13 protein-coding genes and 1 pseudogene are annotated in these 13,928 nt (G+C 64.8%); 10 read left to right on the top strand and 4 right to left on the bottom strand.

Translation table 11 applies throughout. The features are described 5' to 3' along the window. Window positions 1–109: 109 nt before the first annotated feature. From QJT78_RS34105 to garD, 6 genes and pseudogenes are all read left to right on the top strand, one after another. Window positions 110–748: pseudogene (locus QJT78_RS34105) on the top strand (MFS transporter); the annotation flags it as partial. A gap of 122 nt (window positions 749–870) precedes the next feature. Then, window positions 871–1,776 (top strand): LysR substrate-binding domain-containing protein, encoded by a 906-nt coding sequence (locus QJT78_RS34100; protein ID WP_028158292.1) that lies wholly within the window; start codon window positions 871–873, stop codon window positions 1,774–1,776. 130 nt (window positions 1,777–1,906) lie between these two features. Beyond that, window positions 1,907–2,851 (top strand): 5-dehydro-4-deoxyglucarate dehydratase, encoded by a 945-nt coding sequence (gene kdgD / locus QJT78_RS34095; protein ID WP_038952797.1) that lies wholly within the window; start codon window positions 1,907–1,909, stop codon window positions 2,849–2,851. A 26-nt stretch (window positions 2,852–2,877) separates the two neighbouring features. After that, the gene (gene gudD / locus QJT78_RS34090) at window positions 2,878–4,221 is read left to right on the top strand and encodes a glucarate dehydratase (protein WP_028148548.1); all 1,344 of its coding nucleotides are present in this window, start codon (window positions 2,878–2,880) and stop codon (window positions 4,219–4,221) included. A 19-nt stretch (window positions 4,222–4,240) separates the two neighbouring features. Next, window positions 4,241–5,689 carry an aldehyde dehydrogenase family protein gene (locus QJT78_RS34085; RefSeq protein ID WP_028148549.1) on the top strand — a complete coding sequence of 483 codons (1,449 nt, stop codon included), beginning with the start codon at window positions 4,241–4,243 and terminating at the stop codon, window positions 5,687–5,689. Window positions 5,690–5,818: 129 nt separating this feature from the next. Further along, the gene (gene garD, locus QJT78_RS34080) at window positions 5,819–7,360 is read left to right on the top strand and encodes a galactarate dehydratase (protein ID WP_028148550.1); all 1,542 of its coding nucleotides are present in this window, start codon (window positions 5,819–5,821) and stop codon (window positions 7,358–7,360) included. A gap of 117 nt (window positions 7,361–7,477) precedes the next feature. Here garD and QJT78_RS34075 read toward each other — a convergent pair whose 3' ends face one another. From QJT78_RS34075 to QJT78_RS34065, 3 genes are read right to left on the bottom strand one after another with little or no spacing between them, the layout of a single operon-like run. Continuing rightward, window positions 7,478–7,693, bottom strand: coding sequence for a hypothetical protein (locus QJT78_RS34075; RefSeq protein WP_281460427.1), 216 nt, complete (start codon window positions 7,691–7,693; stop codon window positions 7,478–7,480). A 23-nt stretch (window positions 7,694–7,716) separates the two neighbouring features. Continuing rightward, window positions 7,717–8,217 (bottom strand): hypothetical protein, encoded by a 501-nt coding sequence (locus QJT78_RS34070; protein ID WP_281460426.1) that lies wholly within the window; start codon window positions 8,215–8,217, stop codon window positions 7,717–7,719. A gap of 6 nt (window positions 8,218–8,223) precedes the next feature. Then, window positions 8,224–9,117, bottom strand: coding sequence for a MipA/OmpV family protein (locus QJT78_RS34065; RefSeq protein ID WP_028148552.1), 894 nt, complete (start codon window positions 9,115–9,117; stop codon window positions 8,224–8,226). A gap of 350 nt (window positions 9,118–9,467) precedes the next feature. Between QJT78_RS34065 and QJT78_RS34060 the strand changes: the two genes are divergently transcribed. The 3 genes from QJT78_RS34060 to QJT78_RS34050 all read left to right on the top strand — a co-directional run bounded on the left by QJT78_RS34060 (window position 9,468) and on the right by QJT78_RS34050 (window position 11,959). Then, window positions 9,468–10,148, top strand: a complete 681-nt coding sequence (locus QJT78_RS34060) for a response regulator transcription factor (protein WP_038944297.1) — start codon at window positions 9,468–9,470, stop codon at window positions 10,146–10,148. Continuing rightward, entirely contained in the window at window positions 10,145–11,509 is a 1,365-nt protein-coding gene (locus QJT78_RS34055; RefSeq protein ID WP_028148554.1) for a HAMP domain-containing sensor histidine kinase, read from the top strand. Before QJT78_RS34060 ends, QJT78_RS34055 begins: the two co-directional genes overlap by 4 nt. Window positions 11,510–11,701: 192 nt before the next feature. Next, window positions 11,702–11,959 (top strand): hypothetical protein, encoded by a 258-nt coding sequence (locus QJT78_RS34050; protein ID WP_028148555.1) that lies wholly within the window; start codon window positions 11,702–11,704, stop codon window positions 11,957–11,959. 48 nt (window positions 11,960–12,007) lie between these two features. Here the strand turns inward: QJT78_RS34050 and QJT78_RS34045 are convergent, their stop codons facing one another. Next, window positions 12,008–13,129, bottom strand: a complete 1,122-nt coding sequence (locus QJT78_RS34045; RefSeq protein WP_049810271.1) for an L-dopachrome tautomerase-related protein — start codon at window positions 13,127–13,129, stop codon at window positions 12,008–12,010. Between the two features lie 230 nt (window positions 13,130–13,359). Here QJT78_RS34045 and QJT78_RS34040 point away from each other — a divergent pair, with 230 nt between their 5' ends. Then, the gene (locus QJT78_RS34040) at window positions 13,360–13,776 is read left to right on the top strand and encodes a helix-turn-helix domain-containing protein (protein WP_080583959.1); all 417 of its coding nucleotides are present in this window, start codon (window positions 13,360–13,362) and stop codon (window positions 13,774–13,776) included. The last annotated feature ends 152 nt before the right edge of the window (window positions 13,777–13,928 follow it).

Below are 13,928 nucleotides of genomic sequence, written 5' to 3'. Positions count from 1 at the left end.
ATAAACGTCCTGCCTGACCGGCTACTGCTGTTCAGCGGCGCTGACGGCGATCATCAGGTGGGGGAGTTTCAAGTGACCATACCCGGGGGATTTTGACCGACCCACGGGGGAGTCCGGCTCCGGCTGGGATCACATCCGCCAGTTGCTCTCCAACCGCATGATGCTCGGCGTCTATCTCGGCCAGTACTGCATCAACACGCTGACCTATTTCTTCCTGACGTGGTTCCCGGTCTACCTCGTCAAGGAGCGCGGCCTGTCGATCCTGCAAGCCGGCTTCGTTGCGACGCTGCCCGCGCTGTGCGGCTTCATCGGCGGCGTGCTCGGCGGCGTCATCTCCGACGCCATTCTGCGCAAGACCGGTTCGCTCACCATGGCGCGCAAGATCCCGATCGTGGGCGGCATGTTGCTGTCGATGTCGATCATCGCCTGCAACTATGTCGACGGACAGGCGCTGGTGGTCGGCTTCATGGCGCTCGCCTTCTTCGGCAAGGGCATCGGTGCGCTCGGCTGGGCGGTCGTCTCCGACACCTCGCCCAAGGAAGCCGGCGGCGTCTCCGGCGGCCTGTTCAACACCTTCGGCAACCTCTCCTCGATCTCTACCCCGATCGTGATCGGCTACATCCTGGCTGCGACCGGCTCATTCAACGGCGCACTGCTGTTCGTCGGCGCCAATGCGCTGGTGGCGGCGTTCGCCTATCTCGTGGTGGTCGGCAAGATCGAGCGGGTGGTGCTCAAACGTTCCTCCTGAGGGCTCCCACGGGAGCTTGACCAGGCAACTCAACGGCGGCTCCTCAGCCGCCGTCTTTGTTTTGGGGATGATCGATGCTAGAAGTGCCGGGGAAACGCCTTATCCATCTAAGGCATGTATCGATGTTCGACCTCAACCAGCTCCGCTGTTTCGTCACGGTGGCCGAAGAACTGCATTTCGGCCGCGCCGCCGCGCGGCTGAACATGACCCAGCCACCGCTGTCGCGGCAGATCCAGGTGCTCGAGCACATCATCGATGCGCCGTTGCTGGAGCGCACCAGCCGCTCGGTGCGCCTGACGCCGGCGGGGCGCAGCTTCCTGCCCGAGGCACGGCGCATCCTGAAGCTTGCGGAAAGCGCCTCGCAAGTCGCCCGCCGCATCGCGCTCGGCAAGACCGGCTCGGTCAAGATCGGCTTCACCGCCGCGGCCGCCTATGGCTTCCTCCCCGAGCTCGTCGCGGCCTGCCGCGCCAAGCTGCCCGAGGTGGACTTCTCGCTGAAGGAGATGGTCTCGGGCGACCAGTTCGAGGCGCTGACCTCGGGTCAGATCGATGCCGGCCTGCTCAGGCCACCGATCGCCCGCCCCGAGCTGACCAGCCGCCGCGTCGTCGCCGAGCCCCTGCTCGCAGCGATCCCGAAGAAGCATCCGCTGGCGAATGCCGAGAGCATCACCATCAAGGACTTCGACGACCAGCCCTTCGTGATGTATTCGCCCTATGAGAGCCGGTATTTCCACGATCTCCTGGTGGCGCTGTTCACCCGCGCCGACGTGCTGCCGCGCTACGTCCAGCATCTGAGCCAGATCCATTCGATACTCGCCATGGTCCGCGCTGGCCTCGGCCTTGCCATCGTGCCGGCTGCGGCCGCCAGCCTGAAGATCTCCGACGTGCGGCTGCGGCCACTGAAGCTGCGCACGCGCGTTCCGGTCGAGCTGTTCATGGTCTGGCGCCGCGACGACGAGAATCCGCTGCTCTCCGCGCTGGTCAAAATCGCAGGCGAATTGTCCTCGGCGGAGGTGGCGGACGATTGATGCTCAATCCGCATCGGTCGATATAGGCTTTGGCTTGGACGCGCATCGAACGGTCTCCTAAACAACGGCGCATGGACGCGCAGGCTTCGGCCCGCGTCCTCCACAACACGCAATTAAGGGAGCAGCGCCCATGAGCAAGATGACCCCGCAGGAAATGGCCCAGAAGATCGGATCGGGCCTCCTGTCCTTCCCCGTCACGCCCTTCAAGGCGGACTATTCGTTCGATGAGGCGACCTACCGCGCCAATATGGACTGGCTGTGCGGCTATGACGTTGCCGGCCTGTTCGCCGCCGGCGGCACCGGCGAGTTCTTCTCGCTGACGCCGACCGAGGTTCCGCAGGTGGTCAAGATCGCCGTCGACGAGACCAAGGGCCGCGTGCCCGTGCTCGCCGGCACCGGCTACGGCACCGCCACCGCGCGCGAGATCGCGATCGGTGCGGAGAAGGCCGGCGCCGACGGCCTGCTGCTGCTGCCGCCCTATCTGACCCATTCCGAGCAGGACGGCCTTGCCGCCCACGTGGAAGCGGTGTGCGCCGCCGTGAAGATCGGCGTCATCGTCTACAACCGCGACAACGCCATTCTCCAGCCCGATACGCTGGCGCGCCTCGCCGAGCGCTGCCCGAACCTCGTCGGCTACAAGGACGGCATCGGCGACATCGAGCTGATGACCCGCGTCTACACCAAGCTCGGCGACCGCCTCACCTATATCGGCGGCCTGCCGACCGCGGAAACCTTCGCGCTGCCCTATCTCGACATGGGCGTGACGACCTATTCCTCGGCCGTGTTCAACTTCGTTCCGGAATTCGCCACCAACTTCTACGCCGCGGTGCGCAAGCGCGACCATGAGACCATCCACGCCGGCCTGAAGAATTTCATCCTGCCGCTGATCGCAATCCGCAACCGCAAGAAGGGCTATGCGGTCTCGATCATCAAGGCCGGCATGAAGGTGATCGGCCGCGATTCCGGCCCGGTCCGCCCGCCGCTGACCGATCTGACCGAGCAGGAGGTTGCGGAGCTGACCGCGCTGGTGAAGAATCTCCCCGCCATCCGATCGTCACAACAAGCTGCAGAATAACAGACAACAACAGGGAGGAGCGTGCAATGGCCCAGACTGAGGTCTCCGGCGCACCGGTCGTCACATCGATGCAGGTGATCCCGGTCGCGGGCCGCGACAGCATGCTCCTCAATCTGAGCGGCGCGCACGCGCCGTTCTTCACCCGCAACATCGTCATCCTCACCGACAATTCCGGACACACCGGCGTCGGCGAGGTGCCGGGCGGGCAAAAGATCTGGCAGACGCTCCAGGATGCCCGCGATCTCGTGATCGGCAAGACCGTCGGCGCGATGAACAACATCCTCGCCGACGTCCGCACGGCGTTCGCCGACCGAGATGCCGGCGGCCGCGGCAAGCAGACGTTCGACCTGCGCGTGATGATCCATGCGGTCACGGCGATCGAGTCCGCGCTGCTCGACCTGCTCGGCCAGCACCTCAACCTGCCCGTCGCGGCGCTGCTCGGCGAAGGCCAGCAGCGCAAGAGCGTCGAGACGCTCGGCTATCTCTTCTTTGTCGGCGATCGCCGCAGGTCGAAGCTCGATTACACCAAGGGCGAGACCGGCAAGCCCGAATGGTTCAACCTGCGCCACCAGGAGGCGATGACGCCGGAGACCGTGGTGCGGCTCGCGGAAGCCACGCACGACCACTATGGCTTCGCCGACTTCAAGCTCAAGGGCGGCGTGCTCCGCGGCGAGCAGGAGATCGAGGCCGTCACCGCCATCGCAAAGCGCTTCCCCAGCGCGCGCGTCACGCTCGACCCCAACGGCGCATGGTCGCTCGACGAGGCGATCAGCCTCTGCAAGGACATGCACGGCATCCTTGCCTATGCCGAGGATCCCTGCGGCGCCGAAGCCGGCTTCTCGGGTCGCGAGATCATGGCCGAGTTCCGCCGCGCCACGGGCCTGCCGACCGCGACCAACATGATCGCGACCGACTGGCGCCAGCTCTCGCATGCACTGCGCCTGAGCGCGGTGGACATTCCGCTGGCCGATCCCCACTTCTGGACCATGCAGGGCTCGGTGCGCGTGGCCCAGACCTGCCGCGACAACGGCCTGACCTGGGGCTCGCACTCCAACAATCACTTTGACATTTCGCTCGCGATGTTCACCCATGTCGGCGCCGCCGCGCCCGGCAAGGTCACCGCAATCGACACCCACTGGATCTGGCAGGACGGCCAGGCGCTGACCAAGGAGCCGCTCCAGGTCAAGGGCGGCAAGATCGCCGTGCCCGAGCGGCCAGGCCTCGGCATCGAAATCGACCGCCCGGCCATCGAAACCGCGCATGAGCTTTACAAGAAGCATGGACTCGGCGCCCGCGATGACGCTACTGCCATGCAGGACCTGATCCCCGGCTGGACCTTTGACGACAAGCGTCCCTGCCTCGTGCGTTAAGAAAATCTCGGAGGACTACATGACTGCGATCCTGAAGAACTTCATCGGCGGCGAATGGGTCGACGGCTCCGGCGTCACCAAGAACATCAACCCCTCCAACACCAACGACCTCGTCGGTGAGTACGCCAAGGCCGACAAGGCGCAGACCGAGAAGGCGATTGCGGCAGCCAAGGCTGCCTTCCCCGCCTGGGCGCAGTCGACGCCGCAGGTGCGCTATGACGCGCTGAACAAGATTTCTCTCGAAATCCTCGCCCGCAAGGAAGAGCTCGGCCGCCTGCTCGCCCGCGAGGAAGGCAAGACGCTCCCCGAGGGCATCGGCGAGGTCGCCCGTGCTGGCCAGATCTTTGCGTTCTTCGCCGGCGAGGCGCTGCGCCTGATCGGCGAAAAGGGCGCCTCCGTCCGTCCCGGCCTCGACGTCGAGCTCACCCGTGAGCCGGTCGGCGTCATCGGCATGATCACGCCCTGGAATTTCCCGATCGCGATCCCCGCCTGGAAGATCGCGCCCGCGCTCTGCTACGGCAACACCGTGGTGTTCAAGCCGGCCGAGCTGGTGCCGGGCTCGGCGCACGCGCTGTCCGAGATCATCACCCGCTCCGGCATTCCGGCCGGCGTGTTCAACCTCGTGGTCGGCTCCGGCTCCGTGGTCGGCCAGACCCTGCTCGATCACCCCGATGTGGCCGCGATCTCCTTCACCGGTTCGGTGCAGACCGGCCGCAAGATCGCGCAGGCCTGCGTGCTCTCCAACCCGATGAAGAAGTTCCAGCTCGAGATGGGCGGCAAGAATCCGCTGGTCGTGCTTGACGACGCCGATCTCAAGACCGCCGTCGAGGTCGCCGTCAACGGCGCCTATTTCTCGACCGGCCAGCGCTGCACCGCCTCCTCCCGCCTGATCGTCACCGAAGGCATCCACGATCGCTTCGTCGCTGCGGTGGCCGAACGCCTGAACAGCCTGTCGGTGGACGACGCGCTGAAGGCCGGCGTGCATATCGGCCCGGTGGTCGACCAGAGCCAGCTCGACCAGGACCTGCGTTACATCAAGATCGGCCAGGACGAGGGCGCCAAGCTCGCCTTCGGCGGCGAGTTGCTCAAGCGCGAGACCCCCGGCCATTACCTCCAGCCGGCGCTGTTCACCGAGGCCAACAACAACATGCGCATCGCGCGTGAGGAAATCTTCGGCCCCGTCGCCGCCGTCATCCGCGCCAAGAACTACGAAGAAGCGCTGGCGATCTCCAACGACACCGAGTTCGGCCTCGCCTCGGGCATCTGCACGAGCAGCCTGAAATACGCCTCGCACTACAAGCGCAACAGCGAGTCCGGCATGGTGATGGTCAATCTGCCGACCGCCGGCGTCGACTATCACGTGCCGTTCGGCGGCCGGAAGGGTTCGAGCTACGGTGCCCGCGAGCAGGGCTCCTATGCGCGCGAGTTCTACACCACGGTGAAGACCGCCTATACCTATCCGGGCTAAGCGCGGGGAAGATATCGTAGGGTGGGCATAGCGAAGCGTGCCCACCGCTTACGTTCGGCGTGAAGCATGGTGGGCACGGCGCGTTGCGCCTTTGCCCACCCTACGACTTCAGCTTCTGAGGCAAAGCAGATGGACCAGGACGTCGCAGCGAAAGAGCAGCCCCGCTACATCAAGCTCAACGAGCGCGACAATGTCGCGATCGTGGTCAATGATTTCGGGCTTCCTGCCGGCTCCCGCTTCGCCAGCGGGCTGACGCTGCGCGCCTTCGTGCCGCAGGGGCACAAGACGGCACTGGTCGACATCGCGCAAGACCAGCCGATTATCCGCTATGGCGAGGTGATCGGCTACGCGCTCTCGCCGATCCTGGCCGGCGAATGGGTCGATGAAGCGCGCATCCGCATGCCCGAGGCCCCTGCCCTCGACAAGCTGGAAATCTCGACCGCCGTCCCCGCGCCGCTGCCGCCGCTCGAAGGCTTCACCTTCGAAGGCTTTCGCAACACCGACGGCTCGGTCGGCACCAAGAACATCCTCGGCATCTCCTCCTCCGTGCAATGCGTCAAGGGCACGATGGAATACGCCGTGAAGCGCATCCGAGCCGAACTTCTGCCGAAGTACCCGAACGTTGACGACGTCGTGCCGCTGACGCATGCCTATGGCTGCGGCGTCGCCATCAATGCGCCCGATGCGGTCGTTCCGATCCGCACGCTGCAGAACATCGCGCAGAACCCGAATTTCGGCGGCGAAATTCTGGTCATCAGCCTCGGCTGCGAAAAGCTCGCGCCCGAGCGGCTGGTGCCGGAGGGCGTCAGCGATGCCATCGTGCGCATGCAGGACGAAGCCTTCGACGGCTTTGGCGCCATCGTCGATGCGATCATGACCCAGGCCGAAGCTCGCCTGAAAATCCTCAACAAGCGCACCCGCGAGACCTGCCCGGCCGCCGATCTCGTCATCGGCCTGCAATGCGGCGGCAGCGACGCGTTCTCCGGCGTCACCGCGAACCCCGCGCTGGGCTTTGCGGCGGACCTGCTGGTGCGTGCCGGCGCGACCGTGATGTTCTCCGAGGTCACCGAAGTCCGCGATGCGATCCAGCTGCTCACGCGCCGCGCCATCAACGAGGACGTCGGCCGCGCGCTGGTGCGCGAGATGGCCTGGTACGACTCTTATCTCGCCCGCGGCGGCGCCGATCGCAGCGCCAACACCACGCCCGGCAACAAGAAGGGCGGCCTCGCCAACATCGTCGAAAAGTCACTCGGCTCGATCGTCAAGTCCGGCTCGTCCGCCATCACCGGCGTGCTCTCGCCCGGCGAGAAGGCGACGCAGAAAGGCATGCTGTTCGCAGCAACACCCGCGTCCGACTTCATCTGCGGCACGCTCCAGCTCGCTTCCGGCATGACGCTGCAGGTGTTCACCACCGGCCGCGGCACGCCCTATGGCCTTGCCGCCGCGCCCGTGATCAAGGTTGCGACCCGCACCGAGCTTGCGCGCCGCTGGAAGGATTTGATCGATTTCGATGCCGGCAGCATCGCCACCGGCGAGAAGACCATCGAGGAAACCGGCTGGGACCTGTTCCGCCTGATCCTCGACGTTGCCTCTGGCCGCACGAAACCGTGGTCGGACCGCTGGGGCATCCACAACGATCTCACGCTGTTCAATCCCGCGCCGGTGACCTGAGCATGATCCGGAAAAGTGCGAAGCGGTTTTCCGAAAAGATCATGCTCAAACAATAACCTAAAGCGCGATGACGATTCATACCAATCTCATCGCGCTTTAGAAACCGGCCAACCGGCCTCACTGACCGTCGATCAGGTGCATGTCGCCCAGCGTGACGGGCAAGCTGCGCGTGATGAGATCCGTGATCGCCGCGCGTAGCCGTTCGCTCGCAGCCGGCCCCTCGAACGTCGCGTCGATCGGCCCGCTGGGTCCGGCGAGCCGCATGGTCCCCGTGTTGTCGAGCGGCGCGGCGGCCCGCTTCTCGATCACGTCGAACGACTTGCCGTCGATCACGCGCACCTCGTAGAGCGCGTGGATCAGGCCGTAGTCCGCAAGCAGCGTGCGATATTGGGCGAGCCCGATGCCCTCGACGTTGCGGCCGTTGCCGAGCTTCGATCTGGCCCGGGTGATGACGATGTACGCATCCAACCCCTGCGGCGCGACATCGCTGCGAACCAGCTCCTTGAACGGATCGCTGCGCAGAGATTGACGGGCGCAACCGCCGAATCCCTGATCGCGGCAAACGCGGCGCGCCGGTAGCTCACCGCCTGCACGCGAAAGCGTCCGCCGAGCAGCTTCGTCGCCTGCTGGACGATCAACTCGTCCAGCCCCCATGCGCTGATCGAGAGGCTTTGCCCGGCGTTGCCGAGCGCGATCAGGCCGGCTTGCGTCAGGCTCATCTCCTCGCCGATGGCCGAGACGATGCCGACGGTCTTGATGGCCTGGAGCCGGGTCGCGCGCGTCTCGAACGCCGCAGCCGCGCCGAGGGCGATGCAAGCGACCGCCAGGCCAACCCATAGAAAAGCGATGCGGCGCATGGTGACCTATCGAATCCTGAAATCGAACGAATAGGACGCACCGAGGCCGATCGTCGTCTGGTTCGACGATCCCCGCAGCTTCACGAGCGGGCTGTCTGCGGCGTCGCCCAGCAGCTTCTCATACTCGACATAGGCATGGACTTCCCACTGCGGATTGATGCGATAGGAGATCTGGCTGCCGAAGCCGACCGAATGCGCACCGCCCCTGGCGTCGTACATCGGCAGCCCGGACGCCAGGGACTGCACGGCGTCGACGCCGAAATAGGGCGCGGTCGCCTTGGTGCTTTTCCAGGTGAAGCGCGGGCCGGCCGAGATCGTGAGCCTTTGGATCAGCGGCACGATGACGTCGGCGGAGACATCGGCGACCGTGCCGGTATGACCGCCCATGCCCTGGCGCAATTCACTGCGCAGGCGCAGCCAGTCGACCGGAAAATATTCGACGAACCCACCGAGCTCGTATGCGGCCTTGACGTCGCCAAGGCCGGTCAGCTCGGCATATTTGTCGCTCTTGCGCGACGAGACGTATTTGAACGCAGCGCCGGCACGAAAATTGCCGACGTCGAGCAGCGCGATGCTGGCGCTGTCGCGGGGCCCGCGAAACTGGTCGACCGATCCGGCACGGCGAATGGAGAAGATCGGGATCGGCATGAGCTTCCCGTTCTTCGATCCGACGAAATCCGGCGTGTACTCTCCGCCGATGCCGACCATGACGGTCCAGTTGCCGGAAGGCGACGGCAGCATCGGCACGTCGAACGGCGGGGCCGGCAACGTGAACGCCGTCTGCGCCGATGCCGAATGAGGGATTGCCAGGATCGCGCCGAACGCAGCGAGGAAGGCGGTCAGCAAGGTCTGCTGCACTCTCGCCGCAGGATCGAGAGCAGCTTCGTCAAAATGCTTCATTTACAGGGCCCCGGACCGGCCTTGCTGGCCTGGTCGACTCGTGTGGTTAGGAGCCACAGCATGTGGTCCGGCAAAATTGCCCCAAGATTGCAAGGGGCAAGCAGCGCCCCGATCCATTCGCGGCGCATGCCGGGCGCGCCGCCGGATCAACATTGCCCGAACATTGCCGGGCCGCGCTCACGCTCCCAAACTTTGCGCGCTAGGGCCGGTCGCCGCCGTCGCTCCTGCCTTTTATTCGCCAAGCTCGCTGCCTTAATGGGAACCCTGCGCACGAGCCGGAACGCCAGACTTCGGCCAGGGAGCGTCACGCTCAGGGTTTTGTTGCCCCAGCAGAGTCAAGGACGACCCGCGTGCGCTCCCTCGTAATCGAAGACGAACCGCAGATCGGCGCCTATGTCAGCCGCCTGCTCGGGCAACTGCACGGCATTGTCGACGTCGTCGGCTCGATTGCCGATGCCCGTCAGGCGCTGGACAATTTCAAATATGATCTCGCGATCGTCGACCGGATGCTGCCCGATGGAGATGCGCTCCAGGTGGTGACGGCGCTGAGCCGATCAGCGGACCGTCCCGCGATCATCATGCTAACCTCCAAGGACGCCAAGGAGGACGTCGTCGACGGCCTCAATGGCGGCGCTGACGACTATCTCGGCAAGCCGTTCGAGCCGCAGGAGCTCATTGCGCGGGTGCGCGCGGTGTTAAGACGGCCCCGGCAGCTCGCGCCCTCGGTGCTGTCGCTCGGCAATGTCGAACTGCATCTCGGCAGCAACGAAGCGGTGGTGGCCGACACGAAAATCCTGCTGCGCCGGCGCGAGGCGCTGATCCTCGCAGCGCTCCTGATGCGCCGCGACCGCGTCATCACCCGCGCCGCCCTGATCGAGGAGATCTACGGCTTCGACGACGAGATCGAATCCAACACGCTTGAGGCTCAAGTCTCGCGCCTGAGGAAGAAGCTGACCGAGCTCGGCGGCAACGTCGAGATCCGCAGCATGCGGGGCATCGGCTACATCCTGCGGCTGGTAACGCCGCGATGACGTCAATCGCCCGGACCTTTGCATTGTCGCTCGGCATCGCCGCGACCACGATTTTCCTGATCATGCTCGGCCTCTTCATCTGGCGCTATCCGATGGAGGAGCGCGAGTTCAGGGCCTGCCGGGTCGTGGCTGCCGTTCTCGACCGCGCCACCGATGTCGAAGGGCAGAACCTCACGGTGCGTCCAACGCGCGCCCTCGAAGAGCTGAAGGCGGACAGCCCGAACCTCTGGTACGTCGTGTCCGCAGGCGACATGGTCAGCGAGTACGGCAGCGAACGCCGGCCGGCCCTCCCCTTCGCCTTTCCCTATCACGGGCCCGTCGGCTCGTCCGTCTTCAGCACGCTCGACCAGAAGAGCACCTTCTGTCTTGCCGTCATGCAACGGGGCTCGTTGCAGCTCGCGATGATGGTCGGTGAGCCTCAAGTCCGTTTCGGCCGGATGGCGAGAAACTTTCTCATCCGCAGCGTCTTTTCGATCATGCTGCTGGCGCTGGCCTTTGCCGCGACCGTCGCAGTCGGCGCGGCGCTGGCCGCACGTTTCGTCTCACGCGGGATCGAACGGGTGGCGCTTCGCGCGCTCGCAATCGACCCTGCGACACCGCAAGGTCTGATCTCCCTGTGCGAGGTCCCTCGCGAGCTGAAGCCACTGGTCGAGGCGCTGAACCGCGCCTTCGGCGAGATCGACGCCTATATCCGGATGCAGCGCCGCTTCCTCGGCAATGCCGCCCATCAGCTCCGGACGCCGCTGACGCTACTCCGCGCAAAGATCGAGGACGTGCCCGAGCCGGCTCTGAAGGCCGAGCTGGTGCGCGACGTCCGTCGCCTCACGTCGCTGGTCTCCGCCATGCTCGACCTGGCGCGATTGCAAAACCACGCGATCGAGAAGCGACCGATTGATCTTGCCGCGATCACGCTGGACGTGCTCGCCGATTTCAGCCCCTCTGCGCTGGACGCCGGCATAGAGCTTGCGCTGGAGCACGCCGAAGAAGGTCCGCTCCTGGTGCAAGGCGTCGACGCCGCGGTACGCAGTGCGCTTGCCAATCTCGTCGGCAACGCACTCATCCACGCCCATGGTGCGCGGCGCATCGTCGCCACGCTCAGCCGCGGCAATATCTCGATCGACGATGACGGCGCGGGCCTGCCCGATGGGGCGGAGCACCGGCTGCTCGAGCCATTTCAGACCGGCAACAGCGCGGGCGACGGTGCCGGCCTCGGCCTGTCGATCGTCCGGGAGATCATGGCCGCGCACGGCGGCGAGCTGGTCATCTCCTCCGCGCCGGGCCGCGGTACGACGATGAGCTTGCGCTTTCCCGAGGCCACCGCGACGACCAGATCGTCGCACCTCGATCTGCAAACGGGCTGACGGACCGGTTCGAGCCTTCCGCGAAACCGTCCGGAAACATTGGCGCGGAAAACTTCTTCCGCGTTTCACGCCTGTCGCATCACGCAATCAAATAGATCCGCCGGCGGCGGTCGAATGTTCGCACACAAGCGAACCTGACGCGGCATCGCCGCGACCAAACCTCCGATTGCCATCTTCCACGGAGATTTTCCAATGCGCGTTCTTTCGATGATTGCCGTTGCCGGCGCCATGATTGCGAGCTCGGCCGGTGCATTCGCCGGCGAGCTTCCCTCTTACGAAGTGAAGTCGTTTCCGATTTCAACGACGCAAGTGCAGGTGCTCGGCGGCGCCGGAGTCGAGGAGCAGTCGATTGCGCCCGCCGGCATGCCCGCCTCGCCCGCGCAGATGTCGGTGCTGTCGCCGCGCGTCAAGCGGCTGGCGAGCGCCAACGCGACGAGCGAAGAACGCTGAGACGGTTTTCGACCCCGGCTGCCCCTGCCGGGGTCGTCGCTCTCACCGTCAGCGTGAGATATAGCCTGCGGCGATCGGCTTGAACCGATAGATCAGATACGGCGTCCTGTTTTCCGCTTTGCCGCCATGGAACATGGCGGCTGCGGAGACCTGAGACGCGGACACGTACATGTACCCGTCGGGAGAGGCAGTAATCCCGTCCGGCCACACCATGTCCGGATCGCTCAGATAAGTGCAAAACTTCCGGTCGGCTCCTATGATTCCAATCGATTTGGTCTCGACCGCAGTCAGGTAGATGTTGCCCGCATAGTCGATCGACAGGCCGCCATTGTTCGGCTTGTCCGAGTAGCGTTCCACCCGCGCGCTCAGCTCTTCGGCGGGCAGCTTCTCGTCGCCGAGGTCGGTGGCCTTGATGCGATACAGCGACCGGCCGCTAAGTGGCGCGAAATAGACCCATTCGGACCTGGCATCCATCGTGATGCCGTCGCAGCCGACCTTGATGAGCGAAGGCTTGCCGTCCTTGCCAGGCACCGTCAGATCATTGCCATCCACGGTGATCGGCACATTTTCCGGGACGGTGGATCGATCGCCATCCAGCACGCGCCGGGCGGCACCCGTATCCATGTCGATGACGATGATCGCAGCGTGAGAGCCATCGCCACCGGGCCCGATGTTTTCGTCGGCGATGTAGAATTTCCGGTTCTTCTGGTCGATCACGATGTCCTGCGGCTGCGAGCCTTTCACGGTCACGGGCTCCGGCATGTAGTAGATGCGCTCCAGCCTGTTCGTGCGCGTGTTCCAGCCGACCAGCTTCGGCGTGATCTGCGTCCGGAATCCCATGTCGATGATCCACACGACACCGCTTTCGTCGGAACGAAGACCCAGGACGTTATCCAGGTACTGATCGGTGCCCTTTCGTGGCGTATTCCATTCCGCATTTGGAAACGGCTCGAACGTCGTCGGCGATGTCAGCCGCGCCACACGAACGTCGGGACTGAAGAATGGATGGTGACTGAAGATCAGCTGATTGTCCGGCGTAAACGCAATATTGCCGACCGACTGAGGGAGCTTCGCGAAGACTTCCGCGTTGCCGCCTCCGCTCTCCGCACAGGCTGCGCCCGTGACGATTGCCGCCGACAGAAAAATGACAAGTCGAATTCCTCTCCTCACGCTTCGCACCGCTCTCTCCCTTTGTTTTCTACGGTTATTCCGGCGCGCGTGCGCCCGGTCCGCGCCGGCAACCGCCGCAGGATTTGAATGCAGAGACCCAATGTGAGCCGAAGCGGTCGCTCGTTCATCACCGCCTCGCCGATATCGATCTTTGCGAGAGCCACGATGCGCGCTAATTTGGGGACTGACAATTACGCACAGGCCAGTCCTCTAGTATCACGGAGTGAACCATGCAGAAGCTCGGCAGCAAGACGTATGATTGTGCCGTGGGATGCCCCGTGGAGGCCACCCTCGACCTGATCGACGGCAAGTGGAAGGGCGTGATTCTCTATCACCTGCTCGACGATACGATTCGCTTCAACGAGCTCAAGCGGCGCCTGTCCCGGATCACGCAGCGCATGCTGACGCGCCAGCTCCGCGAGCTCGAGGCGGACGGCCTCATTCATCGCGAGATCTATGCGGAGGTCCCGCCGCGGGTCGAGTATTCCCTGACGGCGCTTGGGCGCTCGCTCGAACCGGTCGTTCGCATGCTCTGGACATGGGGCAATCAGTATCTCGCGACGGAAGCGGCCCGTGCCGGCGCGGTCAACGGCGCCGTTTCGCTCTCGCCGCGGGTCAGACGGAGCCTGCCAGCAGGCCGCGCGTAGGCGGGCCCATGCGTATCCCCGATGCCTTGCGGCGACTGCAAGTAAATCGCACACGTCGATCAAGACGGCGTGGGCCTACGCCACGACGAGACACGATTCTCCATCCTCACATGAGGCCATCCGCGCGCCGCCATCAAGCGGCGCGCGCTCTA

Source organism: Bradyrhizobium sp. Mp27, from assembly GCF_029953005.1.
Taxonomy (GTDB): Bacteria; Pseudomonadota; Alphaproteobacteria; order Rhizobiales; family Xanthobacteraceae; genus Bradyrhizobium; species Bradyrhizobium barranii.
This window is presented reverse-complemented; position numbering and strand designations above follow the sequence as displayed.